Raw genomic sequence first — 1318 nt, 5'->3', positions numbered from 1 at the left:
TAGAGACCACACCATTGATGTTGCACGGGCTGCTGGGGGCGTTGCTGCTGCCCTTGCCGGTGGCAATGTTGATGCCGGCGCCGATGCCGCTGGTAATGCCGCTGCAAATAACTACCTCAGCAGTGCTCAACAAGCTCAGATGGAGAAAGAATTAAAGGAGTGTCCTGACTTTTTATGTGCAGCAGAAGTGTCTGCGAAGTGGACTGCGATTAGTACAGGGCAAGATATAAGCTTTGCGGCAGGTATGGTAGCTGGTGTCCCGGCTGAAATATACGATACGGTTGATGGTTTTTTGCAAATAGCCAAACATCCCAAAGAGACTTTGAAAGCGCTCAAAGATTTTTTCAGCAGTGGTGAGATTTTGGCGACAATTGGTCGGACCCTTGGACAGTCCTATGTAGATCGCATTAATAAAATGGAGGAGGAATATGAGCGAGCTGGTGCTGGTGGTTCCTTTAATGCTGGACTTGAATTTGGAAAATTATTGACTGAAACAGCATCCCTAATGACAGGAGTTGCTGGAGCAGCCAAGGGAGGCATAAAGCTTGGCGAAAAGGCTCTGGCTAAATTTGCTGCTAAGACTGAAGAAGCAGCTGCAAAAGCAGAAAAGGAAGTTGCCCAATCAGTTGGAAAAATTGGCTCTGAAGACAGTGCCAAGGGTGAAATGTCTCAAAAGCCTTCAAAAAGCAATAGCAATCGTGAAACACTCGAAAAAAATAAGGAGCATCATGACGGAAAGCGTACAGAAGAAATGCAAAAATTACAGGAAGCAGGATGCACAACATGTACGCAAGAAGCATCGTTTAAAAAAATAGTTGAGAAACCTGATGGTAAAGGAGGGACAAAGGAAGTTGCAATAAGATCCCGTCCTGATATTCTCTATATAGAGGATGGTGAATTAAAAATTGTTGAGGTAAAAACGGGGAATGCTGGTCTAACCGAAAACCAAAAGATTTTGGAAAAGGAGTATAAAACAGGAGATGCGCAACCCACAGGAGATGTTGTTTTAAAATTCCTTGAGAAAAACAAAGAAAAGCTAAATAAATATCAACAGGAACTCAGCGATTTTAAGAGAGATTATAAAGGAAGTGCAGAAAAATTTGAGGAAGCATTAGATGATTTTAAGAAAAATTGGCCTAAAGAACAACTGGGCAAGGGTTGGGGGAGACCGATAAAATACGAAGTTATTCGTCATCCGAGCCGTTTAACAGAGCTTCTTGCACAAGGAAAGTGATTCATGATGCAAACTAAAGATGTCACAGAGATTTTAAAAAGACTGGGCTGGGAGCCTTATCGTGATAACGTGGGGGATACTTTT

Annotated in this window: 1 pseudogene; it reads left to right on the top strand. The window is 42.9% G+C overall.

Features of this window, described 5'->3' with window-relative positions:
• A pseudogene (locus ACFIJW_RS00055) lies at positions 1–1234 on the top strand (hypothetical protein); the annotation flags it as partial.
• Positions 1235–1318 lie beyond the last annotated feature (84 nt).

Origin of the sequence: Bartonella sp. MM97QHHN (genome assembly GCF_042194285.1) — a bacterium.
Classification (GTDB): Bacteria; Pseudomonadota; Alphaproteobacteria; order Rhizobiales; family Rhizobiaceae; genus Bartonella.
This window is presented reverse-complemented; position numbering and strand designations above follow the sequence as displayed.